The following is a 14,137-nucleotide window of genomic DNA, read 5'->3' as shown; positions in this document are numbered from 1 at the left end:
CCGGTCACCGGATGCGGTGAGCGCGCCCGGCGGGGCGGCGCCGTGGTCTACTTCGGGGGCGGCCCACGTCGCCCCCGGAGCAGACCATCGCAGAGAAGTGAACCGCCCGAAGTGCGCCTGAACGACCTCGACGAACGCATCGTCCACGCCCTCGCCGAAGACGCCCGGCGCTCCTACGCGGACATCGGCGCGATCATCGGCCTGTCCGCGCCCGCCGTGAAACGCCGCGTCGACCGCCTGCGCGCCGAGGGCGCCATCACCGGCTTCACGGTGCGGGTGGACCCGGCCGCGCTGGGCTGGGAGACCGAGGGTTTCATCGAGATCTACTGCAGCCGCAACACCTCGCCGGAGGCGATCAAACAGGGACTGGCGCGGTACCCGGAGATCGCATCGGCCTCCACGGTGACGGGGGAGGCGGATGCGATCGTGCAGGTCTTCGCCGCGGACATGCGCCACTTCGAGCAGGTGCTCGAACGGATCGCCGGAGAGCCGTACGTGGAGCGGACGAAGTCCGTGCTGGTGCTCTCGCCGCTGCTGCGGCGGTATTCGTCGGGGTCGCCGGGATAGGGGTGCGGGGCATCCGGCGACGGCCGCCCCGTCCGCCGTCGCCGGACGGGCCCGAGGCGTGCCGGTCGGACCGGGGCGCACGGGCGGTCCCGAGGCGTGCCGGGCGGGGACCGGTCCTGCGGGGCGGCTTGGGCGTGCGGGGTGGGACATTGCGGGAATGAGACCTGCGTCACCCAGCTGACCTGCGAAGACGTCCTGCGCAATGAATCGCCGCGGCAGGCCGTCGGAGCGCAATGGATCGACGGTGTACGCGCAACAGTCGCGCCTTGTCCGGGCCGAGCGGGGGACCGTACCTTCGATACGTCCCCGCCCAGCCCGCACCGCCCGAGGTCAGCCATGCCGCCGTTGCGCACCGCCCTGCTCCAGAGTTCCGGACGACCCGGCCATGTGGACGAGAACATCAAGGTGCTCGACGAAGCCGCGCGGCGCGCGGCGGACGCCGGGGCCCGCCTGCTGGTCTGTCCCGAACTGTTCCTCACCGGATACGCGATCGGTGCCGACGTGCCCCGGCTGGCCGAGCCGGCCGACGGGCCGTCGGCCCACGCCGTCGCCGGGATCGCCGCACGGCACGGTCTCGCGGTCCTCTACGGCTACGCGGAGCGCGCGGGCGAGAAGATCTTCAACGCCGCGCAGCTCGTCGGACCGGACGGGGCCGCGCTCGCGAACTACCGCAAGACCCATCTCTTCGGCTGCTTCGAGCAGGAGTGGTTCACCCCGGGCGAGCAGACCGTGGTCCAGGCCGAACTGGACGGCGTCCACGTCGGGATCATGATCTGCTACGACGTCGAGTTCCCGGAGAACGTCCGCTCGCACGCCCTCGCCGGCACCGATCTGCTGCTGGTGCCCACCGCGCAGATGCACCCCTTCCAGTTCGTCGCCGAGTCCGTCGTACCGGTCCGCGCCTTCGAGAACCAGCTGTATGTGGCGTACGTCAACAGGACCGGACCGGAAGGGGAGTTCGAGTTCGTCGGACTGAGCTGTCTGGCCGGCCCCGACGGCACCGTCCGCACCCGTGCCGGACGTGGTGAGGAACTGGTCATCGGTGAGGTCGACCCCGAGTTCCTGAGCGCGTCGCGCGCCGCCAACCCGTACCTGAGCGACCGTCGCCCCGGTCTGTACGGCTCCCTCGTCTGAGAGCCTGTCGGGCGGCCTCTGATCGGGCGGCCACGCCCCGGCATGCACTCCCCCAAGGCCTTGAGGGCCAGGGGGACCCCCTCCCGCGTTGCCGAAATGCCCTGGTAGCTCCATCCCCGAGCTCTCGGCTTCGTTCGAGCAGGGGAGACCCCGTCCGAGGACATCCCGGCGCCTTGGAATCGCACGCACCAGACCGCGTCCGCGTCCGCTGTCCGATCGAAGGCCACCCGACAGGCTCTGAGCCCGCCGCCCCGTTCCACCCCCTTTTTTTCGTGCAAGGAGTCCGTACCCCATGACGTCCACGGTGCCCAACGCCGTCCAGCACACCGACGCCGCCGAGCCGATCACCATGTTCGGGCCGGACTTCCCCTACGCGTACGACGACTTCCTGGCCCACCCCGCGGGCATCGGGCAGATACCGGCGACCGAGCACGGCACCGAGGTCGCCGTCATCGGCGGCGGGCTCTCCGGCATCGTCGCCGCGTACGAGCTGATGAAGATGGGGCTCAAGCCCGTCGTCTACGAGGCGGACCGGATCGGCGGGCGGCTGCGCACCGTCGGATTCGACGGCTGCGACCCGCAGCTCACCGCGGAGATGGGCGCGATGCGCTTCCCGCCGTCGTCCACCGCGCTCCAGCACTACATCGATCTGGTGGGCCTGGAGACCAGGCCGTTCCCCAACCCGCTCTCCCCGGCCACCCCGTCGACCGTCGTCGACCTCAAGGGCGAGTCGCACTACGCGCGGACCATCGACGATCTGCCGCAGGTCTACCGCGATGTGATGGACGCCTGGAACCGGTGCCTGGAGGAGGGCGCCGACTTCTCCGACATGAACCGCGCGATGCGCGAACGCGATGTGCCGCGCATCCGGGAGATCTGGGCGGAGCTCGTCCGCAAGCTCGACAACCAGACCTTCTACGGATTCCTCTGCGACTCCGACGCCTTCAAGTCGTTCCGGCACCGGGAGATCTTCGGGCAGGTCGGCTTCGGCACCGGCGGCTGGGACACCGACTTCCCCAACTCCATCTTGGAGATCCTGCGCGTCGTCTACACCGAGGCGGACGACCACCACCGGGGCATCGTCGGCGGCAGCCAGCAGCTTCCGCTGCGGCTCTGGGACCGCGAACCGCACAAGATCGTCCACTGGCCGCTCGGTACCTCGCTGTCCTCGCTGCACGGCGGAGAACCCCGCCCCGCCGTGACCCGGCTGACCCGCACCGCCGGGAACCGGATCACCGTCGCCGACGCCACGGGTGACATCCGCACGTACCCGGCCGCGATCTTCACCGGGCAGTCCTGGCTGCTGCTCTCGAAGATCGACTGTGACGACGCGCTCTTCCCGATCGACCACTGGACGGCGATGGAGCGCACCCACTACATGGAGTCGTCCAAGCTGTTCGTGCCCGTCGACCGGCCGTTCTGGCTGGACGCGGCGGTGGACGACAAAGGCGCGCCGACCGGGCGGGACACCATGTCGATGACGCTCACCGACCGGATGACCCGCGGCACGTACCTCCTGGATGACGGCCCCGACGAGCCGGCCGTCATCTGCCTCTCGTACACCTGGTGCGACGACAGCCTGAAGTGGCTGCCGCTCTCCCCGAACGAGCGCATGGACGTCATGCTGAAGTCGCTCGGCGAGATCTATCCCGACGTCGACATCAGGAAGCACATCATCGGCAACCCGGTGACGGTCTCGTGGGAGAACGAGCCCTGGTTCATGGGGGCGTTCAAGGCAAATCTGCCGGGCCACTACCGCTACCAGCGGCGGCTGTTCACCCACTTCATGCAGGACCGGCTGCCCGCCGACCGGCGGGGGCTGTTCCTCGCGGGCGACGACATCTCCTGGACGGCCGGATGGGCCGAGGGCGCCGTACAGACCGCGCTCAACGCCGTCTGGGGTGTGATGACCCGGTTCGGCGGCGCGACCGATCCGACGAACCCCGGCCCCGGCGACGTCTTCGACGACATCGCCCCGGTCGAACTCCCGGAGGACTGAGGCTGGTTCGCGACCCGTTCGGTGCTAGGCGGGCCGGCAGACACTGCGCTGCCGGCCGAGGCCCGAGATCTCGACCTCCATCACATCGTCCGGGCCCAGGTAGGGGAACCGGCCCGACAGCGCCACCCCCTGCGGAGTACCGGTGTTGATGATGTCGCCGGGCTCCAGCACCAGGTACTGCGACAGATGGTGCACCAGATGCGCCACGCTGAAGATCATGTCCGCGGTGCTGGAGTCCTGCCGCGGCTCCCCGTTCACATGGCTGCGCAGCCGCAGCCGCTGCGGGTCGCCGACCTCGTCGGCCGTCACCAGCACCGGGCCCAGCGGGTTGAACGTGGCGCAGCTCTTGCCCTTGGACCACTGGCCGCCCGACTCCTCCAGCTGGAAGGCGCGCTCGGAGACGTCGTTACTGACGGCGTATCCCGCGATGTGCGCGGCGGCGTCGGCAGGGGAGTCCAGGTAGGAGGCGCGGCGGCCGATGACGACGGCCAGCTCCACCTCCCAGTCCGTCTTCTTCGAGCCGCGCGGGATCAGCACGTCGTCGTACGGACCGACGATCGTGTTCGGCGACTTGTAGAACAGGATCGGCTGCTCGGGCGGCTCGCTGCCCGACTCCGCCGCGTGGGCCGCGTAGTTCTGGCCGATGCAGAGCAGCGCGGAGGGGCGGGCCACCGGGGCGCCGATCCGCTGACCGGTGATGTCGATCCCGGGGAGCGCCGGCTCGGCGGGGACCAGGTGCGGATTGTCCGCGAGCGCGGCGAGGAACGCGCCGTCGATGTCGTCGGTGATGCCGGACAGGTCGTGGTGACGGCCTTCGGGGCAGACGAGGACCGGGCGCTCGTGGCCCGGCTCGCCGATGCGCATCAGTCGCATGAAGGTGAATTCTCCTGATGGGTACGGGGGTGGGGATACTCAGTGCAGGCGCGTGAGGGCGTCGATCGTGACGGCGTGGACCGGGGGACGCCCGGCCAGCAGCCGCAGCACCTCGTCGACCGCGCTCGTGCCGAGCCGCCGCCGGCACTCGACACTGCCCGCCGCCTGGTGCGGGGTGAGCAGCACGTTCGGCAGGGAACGGAAGGGGTGGCCGACGGGCAGCGGCTCGGCGTCGAAGACATCGATCGCCGCGTCCAGCCGTCCGGTCGACAGCTCGGCGAGGAGCGCGTCCTCGTCGACCAGCCACGACCTGGCGGTGTTCACCAGGCCCGCCCCGTCCGGCATCAACGCCAGCTGTTCGGCGCCGATCATCCGGTGGGTCCCCTCGGTGACCGGCGCGTGCACGGCCACGATCCTGCTGCGGGACAGCAGCGTCTCCAGAGGCACGCACTCCACGCCGAGCGCCTCGGCGTCCGCGGCGGAGAGGTACGGGTCGGTGACGCCGACCCGCGCCCCCATCGCTCGTGCCAGGGCGATGTAGGCACGTCCGGTGCGGGAGGCGCCGATCACGCCGATGTCGCTGCCGTGGATCTCGTGGCGCGGCGGGGCCTCGCTCGCCGCCGCCCACTCCAGCCCGCCGCGCAGGGCGTGGTCGAAGCGCTGGACGCGGTGGAGCAGCGTGAGCGTGAACGCCAGAGCCACCTCGGCGACCGGGCGGGCCATCTCGTCCCCCGCCTGGGTGACCAGGATGCCCCGCCGGAACACCTCCTCGGTGACATAGGGCGCGACCGCCGAACCGGTGTGTGCCACCAGCTCCAACCGGTCGGCCGATGCGAGGAGTCCGGCGTCCACCCTGGGCGCGCGCCACGAGGTGATCAGCGCGCGGGCGCCGGGCAGCGCCGCGGCCACCGCCGCCCGGTCCCAGTGGTCGTCCAGGACCGTCAGCTCCGCCGCGCGTGCCAGCTCCCGCCAGACCTCGGCGGTGAAGAACTGGGCCCGCAGGTCCGGCGGTACGGCGACGACCACCCGGGAGCGATCGGCAGGATCAGGAGAGCCAGGCATCGAGGTGCTCCGCAACGAAGGCGTCATCGGTCAGCCAAGGGTAGGCCGCAGCCACCCGGCTGATCTCCTCGGCCTGTCCGGGGGAGAGCGTCTCGGCCGGGTCAAGGCACCGGATGTTCGCCAACAACCCCTGGCGACGCAGCACTTCGTGCACCCCGGCGATGCAGCCGCGGAACGCGCCGCGCACATCGAAGACCGCGCTGTTGGCATCGGTCAGCTCGGAGCGACGGGTCAGAGCGCGCACCATCGCCTCGTGGTCCCCGCCGCGCGCCCTGCGCACGTCGTCGAGGAGCGTCACCGCGGAGCTCGTCCACACGGCCCACTGGCCGAGAAGTCCGCCCGCGAACCAACGGGGCGTGCCGCCCGCCGTCTCGTACGGGGTGAGCAGATCACCGACGATGTCGTCGTCGTTGCCGGTGTACAGCGCCACCTCGTCGGCGCGGTCCGCGGCGGCCACCGCCCGTACGACATCGGCCGTGCGGTACCGGTCGAACGGGGCGATCTTCACCGCGACCGTGTTCGGCAGATCGGTGAACGCGGACCAGAAGCCCGGCGACAGGTACCGCCCGCCCACGGCCTCCTGGAGGTAGAAGCCGATCACCGGCAGCACTTCGCCGACGGCCCTGGCCCGGTCCAGCAGCCCCTTCTCGTCCGCGCCGGGCACGGCCGGGCTGAGCAGCACCGCGTCGTAGCCGAGCGCGGCTGCGGTCTCGGCCTCGGCGACGGCCTGTGCGGTGTACCCGCAGGCCCCGGCGACCTTGATGAACGGCCGGCCGGCCTCAGCGTCGATCGTCTCGGCGGCCAGCTCCAGGACCGGCCGGAACAGACCGACCTCCGGTTCCCGGATCTCGAACTGTGTGGTGTGGACGGCGACGGCGACCCCGCCCGCGCCGGAGGCGAGGTAGTAGCGGGTCAGCGCGCGCTGCCGGCGCTCGTCGAAGGAGCCGTCGGCGTGCAGGGCCAGCGGGTGGGCGGGGATCACGGCACCGCGGGCCAGCGCGTCCAGGGCGGGGGTGGACAGGAGGGAGGGAGTGGACATGGAGTGGATCAGAACCTTCCGTCACGGACCTGGAACTTGGTGGGCTTGCCGGACACCGGCAGCCCGCGGCGCAGCCAGTCGGCCTGCCACTCGACGAGGGTGCGCAGCGCGACATCCGGATAGCCGAAGAGGGCGTGGCAGCGGCTCGCGTCGGAGAGCAGCGCGGTGGGTGCCTCCTCGCCGGCGAGGACCGGTTCCCGGTCGAACTCCTCGCCGAACCACTGAGCGATGCGGCGCACCGACGCGGTCTCGGGTCCGGTCAGGTTGAGGGTGAACGCCTCGCCGCCGGTGGCGTGCAGCAGGGAACGCAGCGCGACCTCGTTGGCGTACCCCTGCCACACCACATTGGCGTGACCGGTCGTCACATCGACCGGCTCGCCCACCTGTACGCGATCGGCGATGTCGGCGAGGACGCCGTAGCGCAGGTCGACCGCGTAGTTGAGCCGGATGTTGGCGACCCGGGTGCCCCGGGTCAGCGCCGCGTGGTCGAACATCCGCTCGCGGCCCAGGCACGACATGGCGTACTCGCCGACCGGGCCGACCGGGTCGCTCTCGGTGCAGCCGCCGGAGGAGACCGGCACCAGCGGGTACACGTTGCCGGTGGAGAACGCGGCGATCCGCGAGCCCGGCCAGCGGCGCGCCACCCGGTCCGGCATCGCCGCGTTCACGGCCCAGGCGTGCGAGGGCGCCCCGGCGGAGCCGAACTTGGCGCCGACCATGAAGACGATGTTCCCGGCGTCGGGCAGCTCGGCCAGATCGGCGGCCGGGTCCATCAGGTCGAAGGCGACGGTGGAGACCCCGGCCGCCTCCAGTGCGTCGGCGGCGGACTTGTCGGACCAGCGGGAGACCGCGTACACGGTCACATCGCTGCGGCCCGCGGCGTCCAGCGCCCGGCGGGCCAGCTTGCACAGGCTGGGGCCCATCTTGCCGCCGGCGCCGAGCACCAGCAGATCGCCTTCGAGGCGGCCGAGGTCGGCGACGAGCGCGGGGGAGGGGGTGGCGAGCCGCTCTTCCAGAGCGGCCTCATCGGTGAACATTCGTAGCTATCCCTTGATTCCGGACGCGGTGACGCCCTCGGTGAAGTAGCGCTGGCCCACCATGTACGCGGCAAAGATGGGCACGAACGCGATGACGGAGCCGGAGAGCACCACATTGAGCGGCACGTTCTGCTGCTGGAGCGAGGCGATGCCGACGGTGAGGGTGCGCATGTCGGTGGACTGGCCGATGACCAGCGGCCACAGGAAGTCGTTCCAGTGCCACAGGAAGACGAAGACGCCGAGCGTGGCGAGGATCGGCTTCAGCAGCGGCAGCACGATGCGGTAGAAGATCTGCCACTCGTTGCAGCCGTCCAGCCGGGCGGCCTCGAAGAGTTCGTCCGGCAGTCCCTGGATGAACTGCCGCATCAGGAACACCGCCTGGGCATTGGCCAGGGTCGGCACGATCAGGCCCCAGTAGGTGTCCACGCCGCCCAGCTTCGCGATCATCGCGAACGTGGGGATCATCGTGACGTGGTAGGGGACCATCACCATCGACAGGAACGACCAGAACATCGTCTCCCGGCCCGGGAAGCGCTTCTTGGCGAACGCGTACCCGGCGAGCGAGGCGAGCAGCAGTACGCCGACGACCGAGACGACCGAGTAGACCAGCGTGTTGACCAGCCAGCGCGGCACGTCCTGGGCGTTCATGACGGTGTCGTACGCCTCGCCGGTCAGCGGCCACGGCAGCAGACTGCCGGGGAACTCGACTGCCGCGGACGGCTTCAGGGAGAGCACGACCATCGCGTAGAACGGGAAGATCGTCACGATCGCGGCCACCGTGAGCAGCACGGCGCGCCCGATCCGGCCGGCCCGGGTGGGGCGCATGCCGTGCGGGACGGTGTCCTGTTCCGACAGCTTGCGCAGTGCGCGTTCGGCGCGCCGCGCGGCCCGGTCGGGTGTCGCGGGGGCCTTGCTGACGGGCGGGGTCTCGGTCTCTACGGGTGCTGCGGTCATGGTCACTGGTCCTTCCCGATCACGAGCCGCTGGATCACCGCGACCACCACGGTCAGCGCGAAGAGCGCGACGCCGATGGCGGAGGCGTAACCCAGGTCGAAGTACTTGAAGCCCGCGTCGTAGAGCTGGAAGACGAGCGTGTAGCTGGCGTTGGCGGGGCCGCCGCCGGTCATGGTGTAGACCGCGTCGAAGACCTGGAACGAGGCCGTCGTCTCGATCACGCCGAGGAAGAACAGGGCGGGCTTGAGCTGCGGCAGCACGATGTAGCGGAACCGCTGCCAGGGGCCCGCGCCATCGGTGAGGGCGGCTTCCTCCAGCTCGCGCGGAATGTCCTGCATTCGGGCCAGCAGGATGAGCATCCCGTACCCGAAGCGGGACCAGACTCCGACGAGCGCGAGCGCGGGCAGCACCAGCACGTCGTCGGAGAGCCAGGAGCCCTCGGACATCCCGAACCAGCCCATCAGGGTGGACCACGGGCCGCCGGTCGAGAAGATCCAGACGAAGACGGTGGCGGCCAGCACCAGCGAGGTGACCACCGGCAGGAAGAACACCGAGCGGAAGAACTTGGCGCCGCGGAACGCGCGGCGGGTGATCAGGGCCAGGGACACCGACGCGATGAGCGTGCCCGGCACCGCGAGCACGGTGTAGAGGACCGTGACCTTCAGCGCCTGCCAGAACAGCGGGTCGTCCCACAGGCGGGTGAAGTTGTCGAGCCCGATGAAGCTGCCGCCGCCGGTCAGGGAGTAGTCGGTGAAGCTCATCAGCACACCGGCGACGCCCGGACCGAAGCGGAAGGCGAGGAAGAGCAGGAAACACGGAAGGACGAAGAGCAGGCCGATCCGGGCCTCGCGGCGCGCCTGCGGCCCGCTGCGACGGCCCCGGCGGGTGGGTTCCGCGACGACTGCCACGGGGATCTCCTTGCGGTACGGGGGAATTGCGGGGGCTCGGGGGAGCGTGCTCCCCAGGGGGCGCGGGGCCGGGGTCCGGGTGCGGCCGGACCCCGGCCCCGCGCGTGATCAGCGGCCGAGCATCGCCTGCGCGGCCTTCTGCGCGGCGTTCAGCGCCTCCTGCGGGCTCTTCTTGCCCAGCAGAGCCGCCTGGATCTCCGGTGCGAGCACGCCCTGGACCTCACGGGCCTTGTCCTGGAGCGGACCCACGGTCATGCTCGGCAGCGTCGCGCCGACCGCCGTCTGCAGCGCGTCGTCCGGGTACAGGTCGCCACCGGACTTGCGGGCGGGGAAGTAGCCCGCGGCCTTCTGCAGACCGGCCGCGTTCTTCGACTCGGCGACGAAGTTCAGCCAGTCGCCGGTGTTCTTCTTGTCGGCGCCCTTCAGCATCGACAGGGCGCCCACGGTGCCGTAGCCGACCGACTCGACGTCCTTCAGCGGCGGCTGGACGACGATGTTCTCCTTGCCCCAGAACGGCTCGACGTCCGCCGGGGTGTTCTGCCAGGTGCAGGCGATCTTGCCCTTGGCGGTGGGGGTCTGCTCCAGCTTGGGTGTGGTGGTGACCAGGTCCCTGTCGGTGTAGCCGCCGTCGACGAGCTTCTTCAGGTACGTCAGGGCCTTGACGCCGGCCGCGTCGTTGAAGGTGACGTTCTTGCCGTCCTCGGAGAAGACGTCGCCGCCGGCCTGCCACAGCAGCGGGTAGAAGGTCATGTTGAGCGTCTGCTGGGTGTCACCGCTGTAGCTGGTGGCGTAGTAGCCCTTCTCCTTCAGCTTCGGGGCCAGCGCCTCCAGGTCCGCCCAGCTCGTCGGGTAGGTCTTCTCGCCGATCGCGGCGAACACTCGCTTGTCGCAGATCAGCGGGTTGGCGCTGGTCAGGATCGGGGTGGCGAGCGCCTTGCCGTCGACCGTGACGGACTTCAGCGCGAAGTCCGTGTAGTCCGACTTGGCGTCGGCCGGCATGTAGTCGTCGGCCGGGACGATGCTCTTGGCGTACTTCGGCAGCTGGTCCGGGATCAGGTAGACCGCGTCCGGGCCCTTGCCGGAGGCGATCGCGGTGGCCAGCGCGGTGTCGCGGTTGGCCCACGGGAAGGTCTCCACCTTCACCTTGACGCCCGAGTGCTTCTTCTCGAACGCCTTGACCAGACCGTCCCAGTAGGCCTTGTTCTTGGCCTCGTCGAAGATGACGGGGTAGGTCCACATGGTGACGGTGTTGTCGTCGCTGCCGCTGCCGGAGCAGCCGGCCAGCACGCCGGCGGCGAGGGCGGTGGCGAGGACGGGGGCGGCGACGGCGCGCACTCTGGAACGGCGGGTGAGGAGACGGGACATGAGGTGGTCCTCCGAGGACGTGAGGGTGGGAAGGGGAAGAGGGTCTGTCGTTCGGATCAGGCCGGATCAGGGAGCGGGGTTCGGTGCGTGCGGCTGCAAGGCGGAGGATTGAGGCAACGCGGAGCGTTGGTGATTGACGACAACGCGGCAGACGTGGGTGCCGGACCCCGCGAGCCCGGCCTGGTCCGAACGACAGACCCTTCAGGGGGCGTCATGCGGTCGGCACCGTTTGGACGGTGCCGGTGTGCCGGGCACGTTCCGCGGCGAACGCCGCGAGATGGCTGCCGAGCGAGGTGCCGGGACCGGAGCGGACGGCCCCGGCGTCACCCGTGGCGACGGCGGTGACGAACGCCTCCACGAGCGCGGCGTCCCCGCCACCGTGCCCGTCGGCCGCGTTCGACCCGGACGCGCCGAGTTCGTGGACGGTGGACTCGCCGGTCCGGAAGTCCTGCACGGTGACCCGCTCGCCGTCACCGATGAGCCAGCCGTGCGAGCCGAAGATCCGGGTCTGCCGGTGCGTCTGCTCGGTGAAGGCCACCATCTGGAACGTGGCGGTCACCCCGTCCGTCAGCTGCATCGCCAGGACCTGGTGGTCGACCACGTCGTTGTCGCTGCGGTACGCGCAGACGCCGTACGGCCCCTCGCGCAGCGCCCGCACGAGACCGGCCTCGTCGGTCGCCTCGGTGACATGGGTGACCGGCCAGACGGCGCCCTTCTCGCGCAGCGTCGGCATGTACAGCTTCAGCGCGCTGTACGGGCAGTCGGACTCGACCGCACAGTCCAGACAGCGGTCGGCGGACCCGGCCGGAGCGTTCTCCGGCCGGAAGTGCTTCAGCCCGCCGAAGCTCGTGACCTGTTCGATCCGGCCGCCCATGACGTACGTGATCCAGTCCAGGTCGTGGCAGGACTTGGCGAGCAGCATCGGGGAAGAGTCCTTCTCGCTGCGCCACGGCCCGCGTACATAGCTGTGGGCGTAGTGCCACCAGCCGACCGGCTCCAGATGGTCGAGGGAGACCAACTGACCGAGCACGCCGGAGTCCACGACCTCCTTCACCAGATCGGTGTACGGCGTGTACCGCATGACGTGGCACACGGCGAAGAGCACCCCGGCCCGCTCCACACCCTCGACGATCCGCCGGGTCTCGTCCTCGGTCGGGGCGAGCGGCTTCTCGGCGAGGATCGCGTATCCGGCCTCGGCCAGGGCCAGTACCGGCTCCACGTGGAAGCGGTCCTGGGTGGCCACGACGACGGCGTCGGCGATGCGGCTGTCGACGAGCGGCCGCCAGTCGTCGAACTCGACGGGTGCGCCGGCGGCGGCCCGCGCCGCGGGGCGCGGATCGGCGACGGCGACCAGTTCGGCGCGCTCGGGGTGCGCCTTGATCCACTCGGCGTACGTCAGACCGCGGTTGCCGGCGCCGACGAGCGCGACCCGTACGGGCCGGCCGGTGATCGGGGTATGCGTGGACACGGGAATCCCTGGTACTCGATGGGGTGGGGCTTTTCGTTCGGCTCGGGCCGGATCGGGGAGCGGACTGCGCGGGCCCGGCGTGATCCGAACGAAAAGCCCCAAGTGGTCAGAAGCGCAGTGTGGCCGCGGTGTGGGCGACCCGGTCGCCCTCGTCGGGCAGCGCGGTGCGTTCGGTGCCGTTCTCGACGCAGCCGGTGTGCAGCAGATGGCTGGTGGTGCCGGCGAACGCCGCGGGCCGCAGTTCGAGCCGGCCGCCGGTGAAGGTGGAGCCGGTGGCCCGGTAACGGTTGGGGCCCTCGGTGACCAGCACATGGGCGGTGCCCTTGGGCGCGGTCGAGTCGAGACCGGTCAGCTGCCAGTCGACGGTCCGTCCGGAGCCGGTGCGGGACAGCAGGGCGCCGTCCTTGTTGGTGCCGGTCAGCCGCGTGCCGTCGACGCGCAGTCGCTGGTCCTTGGACGAGGCCAGCTTCAGCCCGGAGTCGCGGAGTTCACCGCCGAGGACGGTGATGTCGGCGTGTGCGAGCGAGACCGGGGCGGTGTCCTTGGAGCCGGTCAGGGTGCACTGGTCCAGGACGAGTGGGCCGGTGCCGTTGAAGACCGCGCCGTCGACGCCCTTCAGCGTGTTGCGCTGCAGGGTGAGCGGCGCGGTCACATTGGCCTGGGATATCTCCGCGCCCGCGGCGAACGCGAACGAGGAGTCGGCGATCACATTGGGGCGGGCGGACAGGTCCGATGCCTGAGAGACGATCAGCGGGCCGGTGGCCGTGCAGCCGCGCATCTGCACACCGTCGGCGTTGACCCAGAGCATGCCGGAGCCGGCCAGGGACTTCTTGCCGATGACCAGGACGTCTTCCAGTGTCAGATCGGTGATCTTGACCCGGGCGACGAACCAGGAGCAGGCGTGTCTGCGGACGGTGATCCGCTTGGCCCTGCCGCCCCAGGCGGCACCGGAGTTGGCGAACGTCATCAGGCCGGAGTTGCCGGTGTAGACGAGGTCGTGCTCGAACTGGCCGTGCGTCACGAACGGGCCCTCGTCGTCGCCGTCGCCGTGGCAGTTGGTGACGTAGCAGTAGGCGGAGGCCGTGAAGTCGTTGAGATGGCGGGCGTTGGAGGTGTGACAGTCCTCGACGTGCCCGTACAGACAGTAGATCTGCTGGGTGAGGTAGCCCGCGCCGCCGTACGTGACGGACTTGGGGTTGGTCAGCGAGCACTGCTCGGTGCGGTAGCACGTGCACCAGCGGCGCATCACGACCGGCCAGAAGGTGCCGATCGCCTCGATGCCGGAGACGTCGCAGCGGACCGCGTACTCGTACGCGACCGGGTGCGAGCCGGTCATCTCGTCGTCGCCCCAGCCCTCGAAGACCATGTTGCGGACATGGGCGCGGTCGACGGGCTCGATCCGGGTCCAGGTGAGGGTGCGGCCGGCGGCCAGGTCCCAGCCGATCTGGTAGTTGACCCGGATGTGCGTCGAGTCGACGACGTCGGTGACCTGGACGAGGCGCTGGATCTCCTTCTCGTACTTCCCCGCCAGGGCGTTGATCTCCACTGCCCACCACTGGCCGACGGCGAACTTCGACGAGTCGCCCACCTCGAACAGGTCCGAGAGGTCCGGCATCGCCGCGCCCAGGGTGTGTTCGACGGTGGTGTCGGTGACGGTGCCGCGGAAGGAGAGGACGGCGCCGAAGGGGTTGTCGTGGGTGTTCTTCTCGATGCCTTCGGTGCGTATGCGGT

Annotated in this window: 12 protein-coding genes; 3 read left to right on the top strand and 9 right to left on the bottom strand. The window is 70.4% G+C overall.

Features of this window, described 5'->3' with window-relative positions; translation table 11 throughout:
* Window positions 1-111: 111 nt before the first annotated feature.
* The 3 genes from ABZ826_RS07830 to ABZ826_RS07820 all read left to right on the top strand — a co-directional run bounded on the left by ABZ826_RS07830 (window position 112) and on the right by ABZ826_RS07820 (window position 3,700).
* Window positions 112-567, top strand: coding sequence for an Lrp/AsnC family transcriptional regulator (locus tag ABZ826_RS07830; RefSeq protein WP_351083545.1), 456 nt, complete (start codon window positions 112-114; stop codon window positions 565-567).
* Window positions 568-903: 336 nt separating this feature from the next.
* A complete protein-coding gene (locus ABZ826_RS07825) occupies window positions 904-1,701 on the top strand; it encodes a carbon-nitrogen hydrolase family protein (protein ID WP_361443867.1) in 798 nt (265 codons plus the stop codon).
* A gap of 292 nt (window positions 1,702-1,993) precedes the next feature.
* Window positions 1,994-3,700, top strand: a complete 1,707-nt coding sequence (locus tag ABZ826_RS07820; protein ID WP_361443864.1) for an NAD(P)/FAD-dependent oxidoreductase — start codon at window positions 1,994-1,996, stop codon at window positions 3,698-3,700.
* 24 nt (window positions 3,701-3,724) lie between these two features.
* Here the strand turns inward: ABZ826_RS07820 and ABZ826_RS07815 are convergent, their stop codons facing one another.
* The 9 genes from ABZ826_RS07815 to ABZ826_RS07775 form a co-directional block, all read right to left on the bottom strand.
* On the bottom strand, window positions 3,725-4,573 hold the full coding sequence (locus ABZ826_RS07815) for a fumarylacetoacetate hydrolase family protein (protein WP_361443862.1): 849 nt from the start codon (window positions 4,571-4,573) through the stop codon (window positions 3,725-3,727).
* 39 nt (window positions 4,574-4,612) lie between these two features.
* Entirely contained in the window at window positions 4,613-5,635 is a 1,023-nt protein-coding gene (locus ABZ826_RS07810) for a hydroxyacid dehydrogenase (protein ID WP_361443860.1), read from the bottom strand.
* On the bottom strand, window positions 5,619-6,674 hold the full coding sequence (locus tag ABZ826_RS07805) for a dihydrodipicolinate synthase family protein (RefSeq protein ID WP_361443858.1): 1,056 nt from the start codon (window positions 6,672-6,674) through the stop codon (window positions 5,619-5,621). The genes ABZ826_RS07810 and ABZ826_RS07805 overlap by 17 nt, the downstream gene beginning before the upstream one ends.
* A gap of 8 nt (window positions 6,675-6,682) precedes the next feature.
* Window positions 6,683-7,711, bottom strand: a complete 1,029-nt coding sequence (locus ABZ826_RS07800) for an NAD-dependent epimerase/dehydratase family protein (RefSeq protein WP_361443855.1) — start codon at window positions 7,709-7,711, stop codon at window positions 6,683-6,685.
* 6 nt (window positions 7,712-7,717) lie between these two features.
* Entirely contained in the window at window positions 7,718-8,536 is an 819-nt protein-coding gene (locus tag ABZ826_RS07795) for a carbohydrate ABC transporter permease (RefSeq protein ID WP_361444364.1), read from the bottom strand.
* A gap of 131 nt (window positions 8,537-8,667) precedes the next feature.
* The gene (locus ABZ826_RS07790) at window positions 8,668-9,573 is read right to left on the bottom strand and encodes a sugar ABC transporter permease (protein ID WP_361443852.1); all 906 of its coding nucleotides are present in this window, start codon (window positions 9,571-9,573) and stop codon (window positions 8,668-8,670) included.
* Window positions 9,574-9,681: 108 nt separating this feature from the next.
* Window positions 9,682-10,938 carry an extracellular solute-binding protein gene (locus tag ABZ826_RS07785; RefSeq protein ID WP_361443849.1) on the bottom strand — a complete coding sequence of 419 codons (1,257 nt, stop codon included), beginning with the start codon at window positions 10,936-10,938 and terminating at the stop codon, window positions 9,682-9,684.
* A gap of 211 nt (window positions 10,939-11,149) precedes the next feature.
* On the bottom strand, window positions 11,150-12,406 hold the full coding sequence (locus ABZ826_RS07780) for a Gfo/Idh/MocA family oxidoreductase (protein WP_361443846.1): 1,257 nt from the start codon (window positions 12,404-12,406) through the stop codon (window positions 11,150-11,152).
* A gap of 106 nt (window positions 12,407-12,512) precedes the next feature.
* A partial coding sequence (locus ABZ826_RS07775; protein ID WP_361443843.1) for a peptidase C14 occupies window positions 12,513-14,137 on the bottom strand: 1,625 nt, incomplete at its 5' end.

Source organism: Streptomyces sp. NPDC047515 (assembly GCF_040643055.1).
GTDB lineage: Bacteria > Actinomycetota > Actinomycetes > Streptomycetales > Streptomycetaceae > Streptomyces.
Note: the sequence above shows the minus strand (reverse complement) of the source record. Positions and strands in the feature narration are given on the sequence as shown.

Excerpts from the sequence above, each read along its gene's own strand:
- ABZ826_RS07805 (WP_361443858.1), bottom strand. The coding sequence starts at position 6,674 with ATGTCCACTCCCTCCCTCCTGTCCACCCCCGCCCTGGACGCGCTGGCC.
- ABZ826_RS07785 (WP_361443849.1), bottom strand. The coding sequence starts at position 10,938 with ATGTCCCGTCTCCTCACCCGCCGTTCCAGAGTGCGCGCCGTCGCCGCC.
- ABZ826_RS07815 (WP_361443862.1), bottom strand. The coding sequence starts at position 4,573 with ATGCGACTGATGCGCATCGGCGAGCCGGGCCACGAGCGCCCGGTCCTC.
- ABZ826_RS07800 (WP_361443855.1), bottom strand. The coding sequence starts at position 7,711 with ATGTTCACCGATGAGGCCGCTCTGGAAGAGCGGCTCGCCACCCCCTCC.
- ABZ826_RS07810 (WP_361443860.1), bottom strand. The coding sequence starts at position 5,635 with ATGCCTGGCTCTCCTGATCCTGCCGATCGCTCCCGGGTGGTCGTCGCC.
- ABZ826_RS07795 (WP_361444364.1), bottom strand. The coding sequence starts at position 8,536 with ATGCGCCCCACCCGGGCCGGCCGGATCGGGCGCGCCGTGCTGCTCACG.
- ABZ826_RS07820 (WP_361443864.1), top strand. The coding sequence starts at position 1,994 with ATGACGTCCACGGTGCCCAACGCCGTCCAGCACACCGACGCCGCCGAG.
- ABZ826_RS07825 (WP_361443867.1), top strand. The coding sequence starts at position 904 with ATGCCGCCGTTGCGCACCGCCCTGCTCCAGAGTTCCGGACGACCCGGC.